21 protein-coding genes are annotated in these 19,088 nt (G+C 51.5%); 15 read left to right on the top strand and 6 right to left on the bottom strand.

Features of this window, described 5'->3' with window-relative positions; translation table 11 throughout:
* The first annotated feature begins 80 nt into the window (after positions 1-80).
* From AC55FS_RS02800 to AC55FS_RS02785, 4 genes are all read left to right on the top strand, one after another.
* A complete protein-coding gene (locus tag AC55FS_RS02800) occupies positions 81-956 on the top strand; it encodes a YicC/YloC family endoribonuclease (protein WP_496934548.1) in 876 nt (291 codons plus the stop codon).
* Between the two features lie 238 nt (positions 957-1,194).
* A complete protein-coding gene (locus AC55FS_RS02795) occupies positions 1,195-2,226 on the top strand; it encodes a YHYH protein (protein WP_496934547.1) in 1,032 nt (343 codons plus the stop codon).
* A 4-nt stretch (positions 2,227-2,230) separates the two neighbouring features.
* Positions 2,231-2,791 carry a hypothetical protein gene (locus AC55FS_RS02790; RefSeq protein ID WP_496934546.1) on the top strand — a complete coding sequence of 187 codons (561 nt, stop codon included), beginning with the start codon at positions 2,231-2,233 and terminating at the stop codon, positions 2,789-2,791.
* A 237-nt stretch (positions 2,792-3,028) separates the two neighbouring features.
* Complete coding sequence (locus AC55FS_RS02785) at positions 3,029-3,688, top strand: cytochrome b/b6 domain-containing protein (protein ID WP_496934545.1); 660 nt, start codon at positions 3,029-3,031, stop codon at positions 3,686-3,688.
* On the opposite strand, the gene AC55FS_RS02780 is transcribed toward AC55FS_RS02785, so the two are convergent.
* Positions 3,678-4,124: a c-type cytochrome gene (locus AC55FS_RS02780; protein WP_496934544.1), complete on the bottom strand. Its 447-nt coding sequence runs from the start codon at positions 4,122-4,124 to the stop codon at positions 3,678-3,680. The genes AC55FS_RS02785 and AC55FS_RS02780 overlap by 11 nt on opposite strands.
* A gap of 130 nt (positions 4,125-4,254) precedes the next feature.
* A complete protein-coding gene (locus tag AC55FS_RS02775) occupies positions 4,255-4,839 on the bottom strand; it encodes a hypothetical protein (RefSeq protein ID WP_496934543.1) in 585 nt (194 codons plus the stop codon).
* 75 nt (positions 4,840-4,914) lie between these two features.
* Between AC55FS_RS02775 and gmk the strand changes: the two genes are divergently transcribed.
* From gmk to AC55FS_RS02720, 11 genes are all read left to right on the top strand, one after another.
* Positions 4,915-5,529 (top strand): guanylate kinase, encoded by a 615-nt coding sequence (gmk, locus tag AC55FS_RS02770; RefSeq protein ID WP_496934542.1) that lies wholly within the window; start codon positions 4,915-4,917, stop codon positions 5,527-5,529.
* A gap of 109 nt (positions 5,530-5,638) precedes the next feature.
* Complete coding sequence (gene rpoZ / locus AC55FS_RS02765; RefSeq protein WP_496934541.1) at positions 5,639-5,869, top strand: DNA-directed RNA polymerase subunit omega; 231 nt, start codon at positions 5,639-5,641, stop codon at positions 5,867-5,869.
* Positions 5,870-5,881: 12 nt separating this feature from the next.
* The gene (gene spoT, locus AC55FS_RS02760; RefSeq protein ID WP_496934540.1) at positions 5,882-7,996 is read left to right on the top strand and encodes a bifunctional GTP diphosphokinase/guanosine-3',5'-bis pyrophosphate 3'-pyrophosphohydrolase; all 2,115 of its coding nucleotides are present in this window, start codon (positions 5,882-5,884) and stop codon (positions 7,994-7,996) included.
* 32 nt (positions 7,997-8,028) lie between these two features.
* Entirely contained in the window at positions 8,029-8,346 is a 318-nt protein-coding gene (locus tag AC55FS_RS02755; protein ID WP_496934539.1) for an NIPSNAP family protein, read from the top strand.
* A 66-nt stretch (positions 8,347-8,412) separates the two neighbouring features.
* Positions 8,413-9,201 carry a sulfite exporter TauE/SafE family protein gene (locus AC55FS_RS02750; protein WP_496934538.1) on the top strand — a complete coding sequence of 263 codons (789 nt, stop codon included), beginning with the start codon at positions 8,413-8,415 and terminating at the stop codon, positions 9,199-9,201.
* Positions 9,202-9,280: 79 nt separating this feature from the next.
* Positions 9,281-10,081 (top strand): prolipoprotein diacylglyceryl transferase, encoded by an 801-nt coding sequence (gene lgt, locus AC55FS_RS02745; RefSeq protein WP_496934537.1) that lies wholly within the window; start codon positions 9,281-9,283, stop codon positions 10,079-10,081.
* Between the two features lie 6 nt (positions 10,082-10,087).
* Entirely contained in the window at positions 10,088-10,882 is a 795-nt protein-coding gene (gene thyA / locus AC55FS_RS02740; RefSeq protein ID WP_496934536.1) for a thymidylate synthase, read from the top strand.
* Between the two features lie 87 nt (positions 10,883-10,969).
* Entirely contained in the window at positions 10,970-12,679 is a 1,710-nt protein-coding gene (locus AC55FS_RS02735; protein WP_496934535.1) for a putative bifunctional diguanylate cyclase/phosphodiesterase, read from the top strand.
* 45 nt (positions 12,680-12,724) lie between these two features.
* Positions 12,725-13,240: a dihydrofolate reductase gene (locus AC55FS_RS02730; RefSeq protein WP_496934534.1), complete on the top strand. Its 516-nt coding sequence runs from the start codon at positions 12,725-12,727 to the stop codon at positions 13,238-13,240.
* Between the two features lie 70 nt (positions 13,241-13,310).
* A complete protein-coding gene (locus AC55FS_RS02725) occupies positions 13,311-13,859 on the top strand; it encodes a hypothetical protein (protein ID WP_496934533.1) in 549 nt (182 codons plus the stop codon).
* Between the two features lie 85 nt (positions 13,860-13,944).
* Entirely contained in the window at positions 13,945-15,015 is a 1,071-nt protein-coding gene (locus AC55FS_RS02720; RefSeq protein ID WP_496934532.1) for a patatin-like phospholipase family protein, read from the top strand.
* Positions 15,016-15,017: 2 nt separating this feature from the next.
* Here AC55FS_RS02720 and AC55FS_RS02715 read toward each other — a convergent pair whose 3' ends face one another.
* The 4 genes from AC55FS_RS02715 to AC55FS_RS02700 form a co-directional block, all read right to left on the bottom strand.
* Complete coding sequence (locus AC55FS_RS02715; protein ID WP_496934531.1) at positions 15,018-15,656, bottom strand: hypothetical protein; 639 nt, start codon at positions 15,654-15,656, stop codon at positions 15,018-15,020.
* Between the two features lie 75 nt (positions 15,657-15,731).
* Entirely contained in the window at positions 15,732-17,300 is a 1,569-nt protein-coding gene (locus AC55FS_RS02710) for a TonB family protein (protein ID WP_496934530.1), read from the bottom strand.
* Between the two features lie 49 nt (positions 17,301-17,349).
* Entirely contained in the window at positions 17,350-17,784 is a 435-nt protein-coding gene (locus AC55FS_RS02705; RefSeq protein ID WP_496934529.1) for a phosphate ABC transporter substrate-binding protein, read from the bottom strand.
* An 8-nt stretch (positions 17,785-17,792) separates the two neighbouring features.
* Positions 17,793-19,007, bottom strand: coding sequence for a porin (locus AC55FS_RS02700; RefSeq protein ID WP_496934528.1), 1,215 nt, complete (start codon positions 19,005-19,007; stop codon positions 17,793-17,795).
* Positions 19,008-19,088: the final 81 nt, after the last annotated feature.

Here is a 19,088-nt window from a genome sequence, read left to right as displayed (position 1 = left end):
TTATAGGCCCTGCCAGCATTGCTTTCGACCGCCATGTTAAGGTCTTACAATAATGCCTTTTACCCATGGAGGACTCCCAGGTGAGCCAGCCTATCGTTTTCAGCATGACCGCTTTTGCACGCAGTAGTTCAGAACTTACTGACGGCCGTTTCACCTGGGAAATACGTAGCGTTAACAGTCGTTATTTGGAACCGCACTTCCGTCTACCCGATGCCTTTCGTGAGCTGGAGCCCAAGCTCAGAGAGCGGTTAAAGCAGCGCCTAAACCGCGGCAAAATTGAGTGCGCTTTGCGCTTTCAGCCACTGGCAGGTGAAGCCGGAATCCGCGTCAATGCGGCACTGGTTGAGCAACTCAACCAAGCGGCAGAGCAAATCCACGCCATCATTGGCCCAGGCAATGCCATGAACGTACTGGAACTGATGCAATGGCCAGGCGTGCTTGATCAGCACAATGCTGACAGTAAAGCCCTACAATCCTCTGCTCTAGCAGCCTTTGATGAAGCGTTAGAACAATTATTGGCCACCCGCGGCCGCGAAGGTGAGGCGCTGACTCAAATGATCGAGCAACGGCTAAGTAAAATGCAGCCCCTGGTAGAGCAGGTTCGCGAGCAAATGCCGCTGGCGTTACAGGCGCAAAAACAGCAACTGCAAACACGGCTAGGTGAATTACAGCATCAACTTATGCCAGAACGCCTAGAACAAGAAATGATATTATTGGCACAAAAAGCCGATGTAGCCGAAGAATTGGACCGCCTCGATACTCATATTGCCGAAGTGCGTCGTATTCTTACCAGCAATGAACCTATTGGTCGCCGCCTTGATTTTATGATGCAAGAGCTTAATCGCGAAGCCAATACCTTATCGTCGAAATCACTTACATCAGCCATCACCCAAGCGGCAGTAGATTTAAAAGTACTGATCGAGCAAATACGAGAACAAGTACAAAACATTGAATAAATGGCCGGGCGGTACGAACCATATATGGCCGGGAGCCATTTATCGCCAACACAGTTAGCCGGCAGGGTGAGTATCAAGGACGATACCAACCATAAACAGTCGGCAGCCACATCAACAACCTAGCTCACCATTAATTCTGATAAATAATTTACCGGCTCACCATTAAGCACCAAACAAATGTAATCCTATGTAAATACCTTTGGTTGTCATTATTGGTATTGCTACCACTGACACTTGCATGAACGATGTGGGTTCATATCAACGACGTGATAATCAGGGTAGAGCCATGCCATCAACGACACTTAAAAGCACTGTTATATCACTGTTATTATCGATATCTTTTCAAGTTCAGTGTAATTCAGAGTCCCATCCTGGTTTTCTCATTCTCAACCCAGACTATTACAATCAGGAGCACTTCTTAGAGGTGATTTCAACCGTTCCCTGTACCCTTGAAAATGACAGAGAATCACGCTGCTTTAAATTAAAAGTTAAAAGCAATGCTGTAGAAGATGGCCCCTACTGTCCAAGAAGTGTCACGGAAGTCGGCGGGATATACCCTTACGACGGAGTAACCAACCCCGGTTTAAGGGTGCTGGACTACAGTTTATTTCTAGATATGGAGAATGATGGTTACGACATCATCGACGACGATGGAAACATTAGAGTCGCAATATTTGACCGCAGCAAACCAGATGATCGCGACCCAGATCATGCCTACTGTATCGAAGTGCCACCCGACTTCGACCTTACGTTGACATATATAGTCCCGGCATTTCCAAAATTTGCCGAAAAACCAACGCCGATGGATACGGCTGCCAACACTGTTGGTTTATCTCTGATAGGAGTGCCGATTAATGGTCTTCCTCCTTCCGTTACTGATAGTTTCCCAGGCACAAGGCCAGGCAACTTACCGGCATTAGACCCTTGTGGTGGACACGTAAATGAAGGGTTTTATCACTCCCATATTTTCCCAGAGACCATTAATAAGAAGCTCCGAGATAATAATATAAATGAAGTTCAGTGTACCAACATTTACCAGATTCCGTCTACAGGATTAATAGGCTACGCCATGGACGGATTCCCCATCTATGCCAGCCTCGAATTACCGGAGCGCCAAGCCAAACACCTAGATCAATGTAATGGCCACTTTGGTCCGACTCGCCACTACCCATGGGGAGTTTATCATTACCACGCCATGCATGATGAAAACGTCAACATCCCTCGCTGCCTTCGCGGCGTTATGGCCAAGAACCAGTTAATAGTTGAGTAATACCATGACAGAGCATATTAAGTTCAAAATAAACCCCGTACTAATTTTAGTTTTCACTGCATTTATTTCGGCATTACTTCCAATCCGTGGCCAGGCTCATAGTGGACATATGTCCTTTTTCCGCTTAACCCAACAGGGAGATAACTGGGTGCTAACAGCATCCATTGCTCAGGCAACGCTTCACCATTATCAATCGCAGCACAATGGATCAACCAAAGACAACCTAGATAAAGAACAATGGAGCTCCCAGTTTAAAAATAAAATAGCCAAGTATTTACAGGACAATCTCGTCATCAACTTTGATGGCAAACAATCAAGCATGACTGTTAAAACGATTAAGCTGGGTGGACACGAAAGTACGGCTTCTTTCACACTTAGCCAAGTACCAAAAACCTTTGAGCATATCGATGTCCGGTTTACAGCGTTTTCTGAGGGTAAAAACCATCATAATATTTTATTCATAATAACCAACAGCGGAAAACATAAAATGATCCTTTCTGCCCGCAACGATTATACCGCTAGTTTGACGCTGCCTAAGCAACATATATCAGTAGCGCATGATTAGGTTTACCAACAGGGAGGCTAACGTGCTTCCCTATTCCTCCCAAGCATTCATGGTCAGCCATTAATCCTGACCACACCAACATGAGCATCGATTAGAGATGCCCCTTATTTTAGGTCTATTAAGCTCTGGCAAGATACTGGCACTATTAAAGCCAAATTGTTATGTTACTAGCGTTTAGCTGTAGACCATTTCCATCAACGCCACGCACTCCTTCGAACCCAACCAAGAGCACCTTGCATGAATAAACGGACTTCATCTCTCGTATGGGATGTGTTTATCCGCCTGTTTCACTGGCTACTTGTTTTCAGCATAGGCTTCGCCTGGTGGTCAGCTGAACAAGGAGGGGAATGGATGGAGTGGCATATGCGCAGTGGCTACACCGTGTTGGGGTTGATACTGTTTCGTTTTATATGGGGATTTAGCGGTCCAGCTTTCGCACGCTTTAGTCAGTTTATTCAGTTTCCAAAACAGGTTTTCAAGTACACCAAGGAATTGGTTCACAATAAATCTCGCACTTATCACGGCCATAATCCGCTAGGTGGCTGGATGGTGGTGTTATTATTGTTGCTGTGCTTGTTGCAGGCTGGCACAGGGCTATTTGCCAATGATGAAATCTTTACTGAAGGGCCACTGGTGCACTTGATCAACTATGACTTGAGCGTCGAGATAACCCGCTGGCATAAAACTCTGTTTGATGTGCTATTGGCCGCCATAGGCTTGCACCTTTTAGGCGTTATTGTTCATCAATGGGGGAAAAAAGAGCCCCTTATTCAGGCCATGGTGCATGGCCGCAAGCCTGGCAGCACCGACCATCAAACTCAGTCAACGCCTTGGTTCAAAGGATTATTGGTGGCAGCCATAGCCGCCACCTCGGTATGGGCCTTGATCAATCTTTGAATTGATCATGGCAGCCTTTGCAGCTACGAGCGACCTGAATAAAGGCCGGTTTAATAGTGGCCATGTCACCGCTTTCAGACGCTTTTTTTAGACCTTGTGCTGAGCTTTGAAAGGCTTCCATGGCCTTGGTGAAGGTGCTCCAGTCGGTGCCGATGGCAGGCAATGCTGACGTGTCTTCATCATTTTGATAACTACCGTCAACAAAGGCTTCCCAAGGCATATGGCTGAGCGCAGCTAAGTGGGTAGCACGCTGTTTAAATTCAGTCGCATCAAAATCTTTTTTGCCTTTGACCATATCGCCCATCGGGCCAAACTGCCACTTAACGGCGGTAAAGATGCTTTGACGGTATTCAATGGCATCTTCGATATCAGCATTGGCGACCAGGCTAGACCCCGCCACAGTCAACGCCAACAGAACTTTCATCGCGCTTTTCATACAATCCCTCTCGTTATGTTCAAGCTTATTCCGGACGACTAGTTTATCGATAGCGATGTCAATACAGCAACGTGCTTACCTTCTCTGACAAGGATTCAGATCACCAGTAGCTGTACGTAGAAAGTCTAAATTAGGGAGTCAAAATAGTTAGCTGCCTTGCGTAAATCAGTTCGCAAGCACCTTGTCCAACATCATCACGAGTTAAAGAACTGACCCAGCGCCAACCATCTGCAGCATCCACTCGCACCAAATAGCCTTCTATTTTCACCAGGTCACCTTGGGTGACGCTTTTTAATTGCCGAACGACATCATCATCGGCAGGGATGATATGCATATTGGCGCTTGAGCGTTCAATATCACGCTGCGGGGCGGGCAACTGCTCAGTGCGCCAACGATACCAACGACCACTTTGAGAAATTTCAATCCCCTTAAGGATTTGGCTATCCGACATGATGCTCCATCCCAAAGCCAAATCGGTCGGTGACAGGTCAGATTCCCTGCCTAGGTAATAGTCTTCTTTTGCCAGCACTCGCGCTGTGATATCAAAGCCCGCCAATGGTGTCAGGCGATAGTCACCATGCTGCAATGTGCCGACATTTCGCGCAGGGAATTGCAGAGGCGGTTGAGGGGCAATTTGTCCAGCAGGATGCTGGCGCTCTTTAGCGGGCCATCCCCACCATACCAGCAGAAAAAAAATGACCAGCATCACCTTCATCGACTTCTCCGTGAGCTTTGTCTTGGGCTTTTATATACTGAATAGCTTTTACACATTTGAACCTGAGAGGTTGTCATGATTGGTACGTTATATGTGTTCTCCGCACCATCCGGAGCCGGCAAAACCAGCCTAGTAAAAGCCCTGTTAGATAGCACTTCTCATATTGGCGTATCCGTGTCTCACACCACCCGCGCACCACGCCCCGGAGAAACCGATGGCCAGGACTATCACTTTGCAAGCAAAGAGGCCTTTGAGCAGCTTATTGGTGAAGGCGCTTTTCTCGAGCACGCCCAAGTGTTTGATAACTATTACGGCACATCTCAGCAATGGGTGGAAAGCGAACTAGCAGCAGGTCGTGACGTTATTCTCGAAATCGACTGGCAAGGTGCCCAGCAAGTACGCCGTTTAATGCCAGAAACCATCAGCGTTTTTATTGCTCCACCGTCGATTGAGGCACTACAGCAGCGCCTCAGCCAACGCGGACAGGATGACGCAGACACCATTGAGCGACGCATGAAAGACGCACGCAGCGAGATGAGCCACTACGGCGAATATGACTATCTCATCATAAACGACGACTTCGATAATGCACTACAGGAGCTGCGCGCCATCGTGATCGCCCGTCGACACCGGTTAGAAGCCCAAAGCCAGCGTCATGCCGATATACTGCAAGCATTGCTCAATGATTAAAGAAAGGCAGCATTAACACTGAACAATATGTAATCAAAAGGCTTCCTTTCAGACCGATTTCAGATAAACTATTAGGTCACTTCGAATTCGACTGAAAAACAGGATAACTATGGCCCGCGTTACTGTTGAAGACTGCCTGAACAACGTAGAAAACCGCTTTGAACTGATCATGCTGGCCACCAAGCGTGCGCGTCAGATCGCTGTTCAAGGCGCTGAACCTCTGGTTCCTGTTGAAAACGATAAGCCAACTGTGCTGGCACTGCGTGAGATTGCTGATGACCTGGTGACACCAGCCAGCATGGCCGCTCATGAAGAAGCTGAGCGCAATAACAGCCTGTAAGGCGATCTGTTTGTGCCCACCATTGATGCCCTGGCTGAGCGACTGACCCAGTATCTGACACCTGTTCAGATCAAACAGGTCAGTCGTGCGTATTATTACGCCGAGCAAGCTCACGAAGGGCAACGCCGCCGCAGTGGCGAACCTTATATTATTCACCCGTTGGCGGTTGCCAACATCCTGGCCAACATGCATCTCGACCATCAAAGTCTGATGGCAGCCATGTTGCATGATGTGATTGAAGACACTGGCATACCTAAAGCCGCCCTCGCCACTCAGTTTGGTGACGTGGTGACCGAGCTGGTAGACGGTGTATCCAAACTCACCCACATCCATTTTGAAAATAAAGAACAGCAACAGGCTGAAAATTTTCAAAAGATGGCCATGGCGATGGCCAAAGACATCCGGGTGATTCTAGTTAAGCTGGCCGACCGCTTACACAACTTGCGCACCCTGGGCTCATTGAAGCCAGAGAAGCGCCGTCGCATTGCCCGCGAAACCCTGGATATCTACGCCCCGATTGCCAATCGCCTGGGGCTTAATGACGTTCGGGTAGAAATGGAAGAGCTGTGCTTCGAAGCCATTTATCCGATGCGTTCCAATATGATTCGCAAGGCGGTCAAAGCCGCCCGCGGACACCGCAAAGAAATGGTCGATACCATTTCCACCGCCATCCGCAACCGGTTAAATGAAGTCGGAGTGCAAGCACGCATCGTTGGCCGCGAAAAGCATCTGTACAGTATCTACTGCAAGATGCGTGATCAGCGCAAACCGTTGGCCGATATTATGGATGTGTATGGCTTTCGTCTGATTACCGAATCTGCCGACGACTGTTATCGCCTGCTGGGCGCCATGCACTCCTTGTACAAGCCAATTCCTGGGCGTTTTAAAGACTATATTGCCATTCCCAAAGCCAATGGATATCAGTCACTGCATACCACCTTGATTGGCATAGCCGGTCTGCCGGTAGAGATTCAAATCCGTACCGAAGAAATGGACGCCATGGCCAATCATGGCATCGCCGCGCATTGGCTGTATAAATCTGATGTTGATCCGGCCAATGGCAGCCAGCGTGCCCGTCAGTGGGTGCAAAACCTGCTTGAACTGCAAAAAAGTGCCGGCAGCCCAATGGAATTTGTTGAGCACGTTAAAGTCGATCTATTCCCCGACGAAATTTACGTGTTCACCCCCAAAGGCAAAATTCTGGCACTGCCAGCAGGCTCCACCCCCATCGATTTTGCCTATGCCGTGCATACCGATGTCGGCAATCGCTGTATCGCCTGCCGCATCAATCGCCAGCTGGCGCCATTAAGTGCCAAGCTGCAAAACGGCCAAACGGTGCAAATCGTTACCGCACCTAACTCGCAGCCCAACCCGGCTTGGCTCAATTTTGTTGTTACTGGAAAAGCCCGCTCCAATATTCGCAGCTACCTGAAGAATCAGCGTCGAAGTGAATCCGTCTCTTTGGGTGAACGCTTGCTCAGCAAAGCCCTCAGCAGTTTGGGCAAATCGATGGATGACATTGATACCCATCATGTTGAGCAATTGCTGCAAGAAACCGGCATGAGCTGCCTTGATGATCTGCTGGAAGACATTGGTTCTGGCAACCGAATGGCACCTCTGATGGCACGACGGTTGCTGGTCGCCAACCGCGATTCCGATGTCGATCTAGGCGCATTTGAGCAATCACCGCTGGCGATTAAAGGCACCGAAGGGCTGGTGGTGAGCTTCGCCAAATGTTGTAGCCCAATTCCTGGCGACCCTATTGTTGGCCACGCCAGCTCGGGGCGCGGCTTGGTGATTCATACCGAACATTGCCGCAATGTTGAAGAATATCGTGATAACCCAGAGAAGTGCGTCATTCTGAGTTGGGATAAAGACATCACCACCGAGTTTTCCGTCAACCTCAAGGTGTATATGGAAAACCGCCGCGGTGCCGTGGTTGAGCTGGCCAGCGCTGTGAACCAGGCCGACGCCAGCCTGGATAGCTTCTCCGTACAGGAACGCGATGCACGATTGAGCGTCGCCCATATGACCATCAGCATTCAGGGCCGCAATCATCTAGCCCGCGCCATTCGTCGCCTGCGCCATGTTCATGGCGTGACCAAAATCGTTCGTACCCGCAACTAACTCGTCCCTTATTACAGTCATTGAGCCATGGCATGACCGACCTACTTGAATTGCGTGAGTATCAAATCAAACCCGGCAAGCTAACGGCCTTTTTGCACCTAATGAAGGGCACCATACTGCCGTACCAGCGTCAGCAAGGTATGAATGTCGTCTTCACTAGCCACTGGCAAGATGAGCAAGGCCAGGACTGGTTTATTTGGCAACGTCGTTACCGCGATGAAGCTCATCGACTGCAGCTATTTGAACAGGTTTACAACGATTGGTGGATTGAGCACATACGGCCGCAGGTGTTTGAGCTAATTGAAGCCGATGCCGTACGCGTGCGCTTGCTAACTCCGACCGCTAGCTGATCTGGTTTGGCGCAGCCGCCATCCGTGGGCATAATGTCGCCTCCTGAATTCCCGGCGCACGGATCTATGATGATTTTTTTGCTGTTTCTCGCGGTCGGCGCCCTAGCCGGGTTACTGGCTGGCCTGTTTGGTATTGGTGGCGGCATGGTAATAGTGCCAGTGCTGGTATTTACCTTTGAAGCGCAACAGCTCAGTGCCGATGTGCTCACTCATATGGCCGTCGCCACATCCCTGGCCACCATTGTATTCACCTCCATCAGTTCGGTGTTAGAACACCACAGAAACGGTGCCGTGCAATGGCCATTAGTGATGCAGCTGAGCGCTGGCATCATAGTTGGCACCGTGTTGGGTGTCGCCCTGATCACCAAGGTGCCAGGGCCGGTATTGCAAAACATCATCGGCATCTTTGCGCTGCTGCTATCCGCCAAGATGTTCTTCGATTTAAACCCCTCACGCGATGGCAAAGTACCTGGCCAACCCGCTTTGCTAGGGGCTGGTAGCATTATTGGTTTTGGATCTTCTTGGTTTGGTATCGGTGGCGGTACCTTCACCGTGCCCTACCTTAGCTGGATGCAACTACCGATGCGTCAGGCCGTTGCTACCTCGGCCGCTTGTGGCTTGCCCATTGCCTTAACAGGTGCACTGAGCAATATCTGGGCCGGCTGGAACAACCCATTACTGCCGAGCTGGAGCAGCGGTTTTTTGTACTGGCCCGCCATTATTGGCATCGTACTGACCAGCGTGCCCATGGCCAAGGTCGGTGCCAAGCTAGCGCACCGCCTCGACCAGCAAAAACTCAAAAAAGGCTTTGCTTTATTGCTGCTGGTCGTCGGGCTGCGCTTTTTGCTGAGTTGAACCCAAAGCTGGCTATGTACTCTCAATTGTCACCGTTGCCACTGACACTGGCACTTATCTCTCCAACAAGGACTAGAGCATGTTGAAATACCCTGACATCGACCCGGTTGCCATCGCAATCGGGCCGCTGCAAATCCACTGGTATGGCTTGATGTACCTGCTGGCTTTTGCAACGGCTTGGTGGCTGGCCAATTATCGGGCTCGTCAGCCAGGATCAAACTGGAATGCAGAACAAGTCAGCGACTTAATCTTCTACGGTGCCATGGGGGTCATTCTCGGCGGCCGCTTTGGCTACGTGATGTTTTATAACTTTTCCCAGTTCTTACAGGACCCCATCTGGCTGCTACGAGTATGGGAAGGTGGCATGTCATTTCATGGTGGGCTATTGGGCGTACTGATTGCCGTGGGCCTGTTCTCGCGCAAATATCAGAAGAACTTCTTTGATGTCGGCGACTATGTCGCACCCTTGGTGCCAGTGGGTCTGATGTTTGGTCGTATTGGTAACTTTATTGGTGGTGAGCTGTGGGGCCGTGCGGCCGATCCGGAGCTGGTACCATGGGCCATGGTATTCCCACGGGCCGATGAGTTAGCTCGCCACCCATCACAGTTGTACCAAGCCGGATTAGAAGGCTTGCTGCTGTTTATCGTACTGTGGTGGTACTCCAGCAAACCGCGCCCGCGAATGGCCGTGGGTGCCGCTTTTTTGATTGGCTACGGGATTTTCCGTACCATTGCCGAATTCTTCCGCGAGCCCGATGCGCACATCGGCTTTGATCTGTTTGGCTGGATGAGCCGAGGCCAGCTGTTAAGCCTGCCGATGATTGTCGCCGGCATTTTGCTGATGGTCTGGGCTTATCGCCGTCATCCCCAGAGTGTGTAAATAACCATGCAACAATATCTCGATATGATGCGCCATGTGCGCCAACAGGGTGTCTTCAAACAAGACCGCACCGGTACCGGCACTTACAGTTGCTTTGGCTATCAGATGCGCTTTGACTTGAGCCAGGGCTTCCCGCTGGTCACTACTAAGAAGCTACATTTGCGCTCCATTATTCACGAGTTGCTGTGGTTTTTAAGTGGCGACACCAATATCGCCTACCTAAAAGACAATGGCGTCTCTATCTGGGATGAATGGGCCGATGACAACGGCAACTTAGGGCCAGTCTATGGTTCCCAGTGGCGCAGCTGGCCAGCTGCCGATGGCCGCCAAATTGATCAGATCAGCCAGTTGGTCGAACAAATTCGTAATAATCCGGATTCACGTCGCTTGATCGTCAGTGCTTGGAATGTCGGCGAAATCGACAATATGGCCCTGCCGCCCTGCCACGCCTTTTTCCAGTTCTACGTCGCTGACGGCAAGCTGTCGTGTCAGTTGTATCAGCGCAGTGCCGATGTGTTTTTGGGCGTGCCCTTTAATATTGCTAGCTACGCCCTGCTGGTACATATGATGGCGCAGCAGTGTGAACTAGAGGTCGGTGACTTTGTTTGGACCGGCGGTGATGTGCATCTTTATGCTAACCATTTAGAGCAGGCCGATTTGCAACTGACGCGAGAGCCGCTGCCATTGCCGCAACTGGTTATTCAGCGCAAACCGGAATCCATCTTCGACTACCAGTTTGACGACTTTGTCATTGAAGGTTACCAAAGCCACCCGCATATTAAGGCTCCGGTGGCCATCTAACCTGCCAATCCTAGCGCCGACCGGCAACCGTCGGCGCCCTTAACCGCGGCTGACTATACTGAAGGCATCTCTGTCGCGGTTGCCACTATGACCATGCAAACCAGCCCGCTGTCATGTCAGCAGACCATGTTGTTCTGTTTGGCCTTAGACGACAGTGCCTACGACTTCTGGCAATCCTGCGCCCAAGGCGACACCCTGTTGTCGCGTTGTAATACCTTTTCCGACCTGAGCAGTGCCTGGCTTAGTCAGCAAAACGGCGCCCTGGCGCTGGCGGCCAATGGCTTTGATGAACGCCTACGCGATGTGCTCGAGCGCCTGCAACTGACGCTGCCAGAGGCGCCGGTGCTGGTACTTTTACAACAGCCATGTGGTGCCGACACTGCCGTTGAGCTAATCGATTTAGGCGTTCAGGAAGTGGTGGTAGCGCCAAATAGTGGCTGGCAACTGGACGATTCGCTGGCGTTAGCCAGTGCCCGCAAGCAATATGAATTGCAGCTGCAACGCAGCTCCCACTACGACTGTTTGACCGGATTGGCCAATCGCACTCTATTTCAAGATCGTCTTGATTACAGCCTGGCCCAGTGTCAACGCCGTCAACGTGGCCTGGTACTGCTGTTTATCGATCTTGATCGTTTTCGGGTGGTTAACGAAATCTTTGGTCATCAAGGCGGCGACGAAGTACTGAAGGTGGTTGCCCAACGTCTGCAGCAATGCGTACGTCGGGCCGACACCTTAGCCCGACTGGCGGGCAATAGTTTTGCCGTGTTATTAGACAACATTGCAGATACTCAGCTGGCACAGCAAGTGGCAGAGAAGCTGCGCAGTCGCATTAATCAAGCCATAGAGCTGGGTCAGGAAGAAGTGTTTGTCAGTGCCAGCATCGGCATGGAGCTGGCCACTCGGGTCGGATTTGACGCCGGCCAACTGGTCAGGCGCGCTGAGCTGGCTTTGCACCAAGCGAAGCAGCAAGGCCGTCAGCTTAGCCAGCTGTATGAAGAGCAGCCTTCGCCCATTACCAGTGTTCGAGCGGGCTTGGAAAGTTCACTGCATCACGCGTTAGAGCGCGATGAACTGTTTCTGGCCTACCAGCCGCAAATCAATATAGAGCAGCATAGCTTCGCTGGCGTCGAAGCCTTAATGCGCTGGCAGCACAACAGTTTGGGCAGCGTGCCTCCTGCGGTTTTTATTCCGGTGCTGGAAGATACAGGCTTGATCGAAGCCTTTGGTGAATGGGCGTTACTGAGCGCCTGTCGTCAGTATCAGCAGTGGCTAAGCCAAGGCATAGTGCCGGCAAGCAGCAAGGTATCTGTAAACCTGTCACCGCGTCAGTTTCGCCAGAACAACCTTGAGCAGATTGTTCGCAACACCTTGGCGGATAGCAAACTGCCGCCGCAAAACTTGATGTTGGAAATTACCGAAAGCATGTTGATGAGCAGTGTCGAGCAAAATGCTGAGCTGCTGTCGCGGCTTCGTGACTTAGGCATTGGCGTGGCCATCGACGATTTCGGCACCGGCTACTCATCCCTAGCCTATTTGAAAAACCTACCCATCGACGTATTAAAGATCGATCGCATGTTCGTCAAAGACATTGTCGATAACGCCGACGACGCGGCCATCGCCCACTCCATCATTAATCTGGCCCACAATCTAGGATTAAAAGTGATAGCAGAGGGTGTTGAAGATGTTGAAGTACTGGAAATCCTTCGCCTGCTGGGTTGCGATCAATATCAGGGCTTCCACTTTGCTCGCCCGGTGGCGGCTACAGATATTCCAAGCTTGGTAGCGCGCTGTCGCTAGCGCTATCATGGGCACCTGTTTTTATAGCCTGCCATTGGAGTCGCTGTGTCCCTTGCCTTGATCGTTGCCAAAGCCCGTAATCACACCATAGGTCGAGACAACAAATTACCTTGGTATCTGCCCAACGATCTGAAGTACTTTAAGCAAGCGACGCTCGGCAAGCCCATCATAATGGGACGCAAAACCTACGACAGCATTGGCAAACCACTGCCAGGTCGGACCAATATCATCATTACCCGTCAAAGCGATTATCAGCCCGCTAATCAAAACGACAGCGTGCGCGTTGTCGACAGCCTGGAGGCCGCACAGCAGCTGGCTGAGCAGATATTGATCGTCAATGGCCAAAGCGAGGCCATGATTATTGGCGGGGAAGAAATCTATCGCTTAGCGTTGCCCTTAGTCGATCGCATGTACATTACCGAGGTACATGCCGAGGTTGAAGGTGACGCCTTCTTTCCTGAGTTTGACCAGCAACAATGGCAGGCTGTCGCCCGCGAAGATTTCGCCGCCGAGGGCCCTAATCCTTATGACTACAGTTTTGTGGTCTATCAGAGGCGTTGAACTCTAGGCGTTGAACTCTATAGGCACGCCGTCCTCTAAGCAGGCTGATCGCACTCGATAAGGATGCTTGGTGCAACGCTTGCAATTGGCGCTGTGCTGCTCACTGGCGGCACACGCTATTATCTTCTTTTACTGGCCAGCGCTGGAGAAACCGAGCAACACAGCTCGGCCAACGCTGCAGTTAATCCTACAAGCTACGACGGCCGAAAGCGTTGCTACAGCCAGCCAAGCAATCGCTGAACCGAGTATTGAGCAAGCGCCCGAGCCTCAGCCAGCAAGTGTTCCCCAGCAGCAGCCTATTGTAAGCCACCAACCAGAGCCAATAACACCGCACGCGGAGACTCCTCTGAACCGCCAGCTGCCAAAAGACTTAGATTTCGAACAGCCCGCAGCGAGCAATATTTTTGACCCGCGATTGCGCCAAGCGCTGCAACAACAGAGACAAGAGCGAGCCATCACAAATAGATACACCGCTGATCATCAACCAAGCGTCCAGGCTCTGCCGGGCGATAACCTCTATTTTGTTCGCTCAGGCCAACATTGTTTTTTGCATCAGCCCGCAGACCCATTGGATGAAGACAGCTTTGATATCTGGTCACCGGTAGCATGCCGCGACTAGAAAAGTCATCTGCACTGGTTTAACAGCCTTTGATCAGGGATCATTGGCCATGCTCAGCTGCCACTAGGATCCTCTACGTTAGCTCATGACATCTGCTCTGAAAGTTTTTGCCGGTAGTGAAGCGCTGGCTCATATCCGCCAGCATGGCCTTAAAGCCAGTGATATTGCGATGGTACTGGCGGCATCGGGCGGTCCAAAGTGGTTAACACTGGCCGCTATGGATAGATATTGGCTGTCAGAATGGTTCCAACCACGTGAGCAACCCTTGCATCTGCTCGGTACATCAGCCGGAGCCTGGCGCTTGGCATGTTTTGCACAGGATGACCCGCTGGCTGCGCATGAGCGTTTTCTCGAAGCCTACATCAGTCAGAACTATTCTGCTAAGCCCAGTGCTCAGGAAGTCGCCGCTGGCTGTCGTATCATGTTGCAGACCTTGCTCGGCACAGACGGCTGCCGGCAAATTGTGCAGCACCCTTTTATGCGCTATCACACCTTAGCGACTCGCTGTCGCGGCCTGGCTCGATTCGATAGCAAACTACTTCAATCACTGGGTCTGTTGGCGCCCATGAGCGCCAACTTGGTGAACCGCAAAGCCATGCGCCCATGGCTGCAACGAACTCTGTTTCACCATCCACAGTCACCGCCTATTCAGCACTTTCCTCATTTGCCTGCTCTTCGAGTGACCCTGACGGAACAAAACCTGCCGCAAGCTTTACTGGCCACAGGAGCAATTCCGTTGACCATCGCCGGCGTCAGACAGATTATTGGCGCACCGCCGGGTACCTACCGAGACGGCGGCATAACGGATTACCAATTTGATCTGCCCATTCTGCCCAGCCAAGGCTTAGTGTTATATCCACACTATTTTGCCCGAGCACCTAAACCCGGATGGTTTGATAAAAAGCTGCCCTGGCGGCAAGCCTCAGCTCAGCATTATCGCCGTACGATTATGCTGACACCGTCATGGCAGTTTGCTGCCACCTTGCCAGGCGGGCGCATTCCCGATTTGCAGGATTTTTACGCTTATCCAGATTACGCCACACGCCGTCGACGTTGGCTAAAGGCGCTCAGCGAATGCCAGCGCCTAGCGGATGAGCTGGCTGATATCGATCAACGGCAGCGATGGGATCAGGTGGTCGAACCGCTGCCCTGGTAGGTTTATTCGCTGGAGGCTTGCTCGGCTGGCTGTTGCGCTGCCTGTTGCTGCTGTGCCTGGCGCTGCATCACCTGCTGTACAATGCTCTGGTACTGAGCCTGGGCCTGATTCAACTTGGCCAGCAGTTGCTCACTGGTGTCATCGACACTTTTCATGCCGTCTACCAGAGCCTTGCTCAGCGCCTCTCCGGCCTCTTTGACCTCATCCATTTGCATAACTTTCTGCTGAGCTTGCTGCAGTGCAGTTCGTTGCTCTGTGTATTCCTGCTGCAGTTTCTGGCGCTGTTCGTCAGTTAAGGTTTTGGCGTTTTCTTTCGCCTCTTTTGCCACACTTTCAAGCTTCTGACGCGCCTTTTCAGCATCCACTCCCAACGCAGCCATTTTGCTTTCTACCATGGCGGCAAAGTCGTCTTTCTGTTGCTGGAGTGCTGGTGTTTTTTCCAGCGCTTGCTGCTGAATATCCTGCAGGCGCTGACCCAACTGCTGAATTTGCTGCTGCAATTGCTGCAGTACCTGACCCGCTGTTAATTGTGGTTGAGCAGTCTCCACTTCAGCACCCTTTTCCGGCTCCTCGGCCTGCAATGGAGTGCTGATTAGAGCGGCGAGTAGAAGTGCAGACACAGACAGCGATCGGGCAAACATAAGATTAATCCTTTCATAAGTTAGCCCGACCGTAACAGATACCCGGGGGGCTCTGTCAAACCACCTCACCTGCTTTTACAAACGGAAATCGTGTTCGACCTGAATGACCAACTGGGATTGCTGACTGCCGCGAGGGAATGGCGCAAACGGAGCGCTTGCTTCAATGGCGGTTGCCACTGCCTGATTCAGTTCACGATGGGCAGATGATGTTGAAATAGTGCTTGATAGCAGCTGACCGTTGGCACCGACAGTGACTCGATAGGCCACTCGTCCGGTTTTTTTCAATATTTGTGCACCCTTTGGATAGCGTATGGCTTGCTGAATCTGACTTAGAACCTGCTGCTGATATTGCTCTAAAGAAACCGGTTGAGCGGCCATTTCAGCATTGGCATCCGTTTGAGATGGCATTCCCTCTGGTGGCACGGGTTTAGGATTGGCTAAAGGAGAGTCATCATTCAGCCGGAACTGGTAGCGTACCGGCAGCGACCAGGAATCCCCGTGTAATTGCTCAGGGATATCTACTTTGGCGGCAACGGCTTGCAGGGCACGCTGAACTTCGCTAATTAATAATTTGTGTGCGCCATTATCAACCGGCAGAACTTCGGCAATATCGCCACTGCGTCGCAACGTCACACTGATCTGTACCATGCCTTCTTGTTCAAACTGGCGTGCCCAAGCGGGATAAGTGACTTCACCATCAACCGCTTCTTGCAAGCGCCATTGCAACAGCGCAGCTAAATAACGCTGCTGTTGTTGTGGGTCCACCTGAACCGCTAGCTGGACCGCTGGCGCTTGAACGCCCTCACTGCTCAATGGCTGAGCCTGCTGCTGGGCCTGACGCGCGGCTTCAGCCTCGGCTTGCTGTTGTGCTATACGCTGCGCTTCTGCCTCGAGCTGGGCCTGACGGGCCGCTTCCTCACGTGCTTTGCGTTCAGCTTCCTCACGACGTTGCTGCTCGATGCGTTTTGCTTCTTCAGCCTGACGGCGCTTAGCTTCCTCCGCTTGCTGCTGAGCGAGTTTCTGCTGCAGTTCTTTTTCGACCCAGCCGCTGTATAGGTTAACTCGGGCGAGTGGCACAGTGTGATCCGCTAAGATTTGACGGTGCTGCTGACTACGCGCATCGGAGACCTTGCCTAACATACGATCACGGAATTCACGTGACGGCGGTAACGGACCAATCCAGGTGTTGACTAGAAAGTTAAACAGCTCGGTACCCCGGCTGCGCAAAGCCAACTGGCCGTTGAGGTAAATTCGGGTATCGCCTCCAGGCTGATAATCGATGGATAATTCATCGCCCTTGAGCAAATCTTCACGCAATAGCTGAGTGAGATCCATCAGTGCCTTGCCAACGTCTGGCGCCTGACTGATGTTTTCATTATTGATTGAGATATTGTTCTGCCACATCTGCTGCCAGCGACGCGGCGACCAGCGATTAGCCACCACCACCAAACGCATGCGCTTAGCATTGCCAGCGCTGCGAATATAGGCAGCATCATCGCTGGCCTGAGGCAAATACAAGCCGCCGACATAGACGTCCTGGCTTAGACGCTGATAGCTGGCACTGCCGTTCAACACCAACTGAGCCTGACTGCTAGAGATCAGAGCCCAGAATAAACCCGCAGCGTACAGCCATCGCATCATCATCTACCCCTTCTACATCACGGTTCCCCCCGTCGAAGCGGAGGGCTGAGCATCAGTCCTTAATGGTAAAGAGGACTGCCACACTGGCATCAACCGCGCTGGCCTTGATATAGCCAATGGCACTTTCGTCAGCCGCTACCGCCGCTTTCATGGCATCGGCATCGTCCATAGCGCGAGGTGGTTGTTGTTTGCCGGAGAAGATACGGCGAGACCAGTAAGCATGCAACTGTGACGGCGTTTTTTGCAACACTTGCTCAACAAACTGCTGCCTTGAGGCATCACCTTTTTCTAAATCGTACGGCGTGGCTTTAGTGCCATCAGGGAACTGACTGGCTTTGCCCAAGTAGATGCGCTGCACCAATTCCTGATCAACACCGGTGTAAGTGTTCTGATTCTTGACGTTGACGATGACGGCAACATCCGCCCATACAGAGCTGGATAAGGTCACGGCAGCCGCCACGGCGAGAGCTTGAATACGCTTCATCATAGGGCTCCTTAAAATACCAGTTGCACGGCCATGCGATAGAGGTTACCGCTGGTGCCAGGTTCGCCACGGTTTTCAATCTCATTGTGGTGAGTCGCTTCGAACTTGAGCGCCGTCGCTTCATCCAGATCGTAGCGCACGCCCAGAGTGTAACTTTCGTCTTCACCCTGCAGTTTCAACGCTTCCTGAATGTCACCCACCTCACCACTGTCTACTTGGTCCTGAGACTTAGAGTAGGTAGCGTGTACCGTGGTTGGACCAAAACGCTTAGCGACACTGGCCAACCAGGCAATGTTGTCGACATACAAACCGGATTCGAAGCGAATAATGGCGGTTTCTGCCATCGCACTCCAATCACCATTGTCCCAGTTCACCGCCAAGTTATAGTAGTTGGCGTCTTTTTCGTCGAAGTTGAATGCTTCCTGTGTGCTCTTACTAGAGCCAGCCGTCAAAGCAGCCGCTGCAGTTTGCGCAATATCAATTCGACGAGCACCAGAAGCAGTTAAAGCAGCAATGGCTTCTTCTGGAGGAGTGCCTTGCAAGATAGCACCTAAAGTTGCCAGGTCAGCCTCGCTGTCGATATTCATCTCAGTTTGCTGAGCACCCGCTCGGAAGCCAAAGTTCCCCTTATAGAGGTTCAAGGTAATACCGGCAAAGTTATTCAGCTCAGAGTCGTACTCAGCTCCAAACAAGGTAATTGGCTTATCACGACGACCATAGTTCAATTGCACTTGGCCATCGAAGGTATCAAAGCTGAAGCGCTTGACTAAGTCAGCACCGTCATAGTCCGCAAAAGGAATACCGTATACATCGCCGGTTGGGCGTACCCAGTTGTAGGCATAGCCCACATCGAGGAATTCAGAGTAATAAAAGAACGGGATACGCAAACGACCAAAACGGAAGTCGGTACTGTCGTTAATCGCGTGGCTGATAAAGGCTAAAGAGGTCTTCACAGCAAAGTCATCTTCACCCCGTGCGGTCATCTGCACAGTTGCACTGGTGGCATCGGTGATCTGCTTACTGACTTGCAAGCCCACCATAGTGTCACGCTCGAAAAAGCGCGTCTCTTCAGCTTCATAGGATTCAATGGTGATGTCTTCCTCATCGAGGTAATAAGCACCAATATTGACGAAGCCATACACATTCAGACTGTCGTCTGCTTGTGCAGTTGCGGCACTTGCGGCCAAAGCGGCGCAAGTTATTGCGGTGTGGATACGAGTTCGCATGCGAGTCCTCCTAAATCAGGAGGCGCGATTTTACCCAACACTGGACCTAACGGTGTGATTCTAAGGTCGCCAAATAGTTTT

The organism is Bacterioplanes sp. CLAM21, from assembly GCF_059641015.1.
This window is presented reverse-complemented; position numbering and strand designations above follow the sequence as displayed.